At 66.3% G+C, this 2,154-nt stretch carries 2 protein-coding genes; one reads left to right on the forward strand and one right to left on the reverse strand.

Features of this window, described 5'->3' with window-relative positions; all coding sequences use genetic code 11:
• Positions 1–660 precede the first annotated feature (660 nt).
• Positions 661–1,839 (forward strand): MFS transporter, encoded by a 1,179-nt coding sequence (locus CLG85_RS26950; RefSeq protein WP_260350368.1) that lies wholly within the window; start codon positions 661–663, stop codon positions 1,837–1,839.
• Positions 1,840–1,905: 66 nt separating this feature from the next.
• On the opposite strand, the gene CLG85_RS26955 is transcribed toward CLG85_RS26950, so the two are convergent.
• Positions 1,906–2,154 (reverse strand): WGR domain-containing protein (locus CLG85_RS26955; protein ID WP_260350370.1); only part of this gene is annotated, 249 nt, incomplete at its 5' end.

Raw genomic sequence — 2,154 nt, forward strand, 5'->3', positions numbered from 1 at the left:
CAAATGGCGGCGGAACTCTCCCTCGCTTGAAGCTGCCGATCCCTGACTGCACAGGTCTGAGTTCCACCATCCGGACTGGCCTGCGCAGGCTACTCGACGCCCCTCGGAAGGTGTTGGCACGACACCCCATCGTCGGCATCGACACATCCCCGAAACCCGCGCAACATGGCAAAGAGCGCGGCTCGGCAGATGATCTCAGGGCGATCCTTGCACCCGTCGCCCGAGAACCTCTTGCGACCGCGCCGCGCTCACCCTCGGGCACTAGCCCGAGCCTGGCTGCCCGATGCCTGCGCCTAGGACGAGAGACTTTCCGTCATTCCACCGCCTGGCGCTCTCGCGCGATTGGGGCACCGGGACGCCGCCGGTTGACAGATATCCTGCGACCGATAGGGTGCCGCGCATGAGGTAACGTCCTCACCCGCTGTGGGAATGAATGCCCGGGAACGGCCCGGCCCTTGCAGGAGGGCTGGAAGTGCCACTCGAACTAAACCTGAAATCCCATCGTGACGCGGCCAATCTGTCGGCTAGCGATGCCATGTGCCAGCGGCGCCGCGGGATGCGAGTGTCGGCCCCCGTTGTACAATCCGCTGCCACCTTCGCACCCGGCATTGCTGAACCTTCGAGGGGGCTTTTCGGCCCTATTGCCGGCCCGAGATCACAATGACCGACACCAACCTCTCCACAGATGCCAGGGCACAGCCGACACAGGCTCTGCACTCGGCGCCGATGCTGCGCTGGTTCACGGCCTCCGCCGCGCTCACGGTGCCCCAGGCTACTGCGCCCGTCGCATTCTCCCTCGTGGCCTTGTCCATCCTGGGGGACGCGCGTCTTGGTGCCGCAATGGTGCTCGCCATGACGCTGGCGCAGGTCGCCGGGGCGATCCCTATCACCCGGATGGGCCGTGGCAAGCCCATCGCATCCTTCCTGCGCATGCTGGTGCTTTTGCGCAGCGCAGCCCTGGCCGGGATCGTCCTCGGCCTCTATGCCGGGGTTCCCTTTGCCGCCCTCGTCACGCTTGCCGCCCTGGCTGGCCTGGTCAATGGCGCGACCTATGGCTATCTGCGCGCCCTGCTCAATACACTGACATCGGCATCCCGGATGCCGCGAGCGTTGGGGATTGCGGCGACGCTGAATGAAGTCACCTTCGTATTGGGCCCGGTCCTGGCCTCCGGTCTCGGGGCCGTCTCGCCGGCCCTGGCAGTTGCCGCGATGGCGGTTCTGGGCGGCCTGCCCGTGCTCGTTATCTCGGGCGATGCGAGCATGCCCGCTGCACCTGAGACCCATACGACCGGCCGCCTGGTCACCCCGGAAATCCTCCTCTGGCTCACCTGCGCGGCCGCCGGCGGCGCGACCATCGCCGCCATCGAGATCGGCGCGGTCGCGCTCGCTCTGCAGTTCGGCTTTGATCCGACGATGGCCATCCTGTTCACTGTGCCACTCTGCGTGGCCTCGGTGCTGGGCGGCATCTGGATCAGCATCCGCAATCGGGCTTCTTCGCCCCGCGCTGTCGTTGTGCAGCTGGCGCTGTTTTCTCTCGGCATCGGAATGACAGCCCTTTCGGGCGCCCTGGTGCCGACAATCCTGGGGGCAGTTCTTGCTGGCCTGATGCTCGCCCCTCTGGGCACGCATTACGCCTTGGTGCTCGATGCGCTCGCGCCGCCGCACCGCCGCGCCGAGCTTTTTGCCCTCTTGCGCACGGCGAATGCGGGCGGTGTCATTGTGACCAGCGCGCTTCTGACGCTGCTGCCGCTGAATATGGCTCTCGCGGCCGTCGCAGCGTGTATGCTCGTCACGACCGGCGTGGTCGCGCTCAGGACGGTCCGGCGTGGGGCGGCTTGAGCGGAGCAGAGATCGCGCATTTTCGACATCCGCTCGCCCGTTGTGTCCGAGACATCGGGCGGAGCGTCAGGCGAACATGGCCATCTGCTGGGGTTCAACCCAGTAGCCGCGCTGGCGCTTTGCCACCTCGAGGGTGGTGAGCGCGGTGATCGCCTGCTCCCGGTCAGCGAACCAGTCCATGCGGGTCTGGCACCTCAAGCCGACGAGACCCCACTCCTGATGAAGGCTCCACTCGCCAAAGAGGTTCGGCAGGATTTCCATCCGGCAGAAGAGGTTCCCAACCCCGGGGCGGCGTTTCTCGAGATAGGTGCGCAT

Source organism: Alloyangia mangrovi, assembly GCF_002300555.2.
GTDB classification, from domain to species: domain Bacteria; phylum Pseudomonadota; class Alphaproteobacteria; order Rhodobacterales; family Rhodobacteraceae; genus Salipiger; species Salipiger mangrovi.

Bases quoted from the DNA above. Each gene is read 5' to 3' on its own strand.
- CLG85_RS26950 (WP_260350368.1), top strand. From the start codon at position 661: ATGACCGACACCAACCTCTCCACAGATGCCAGGGCACAGCCGACACAG.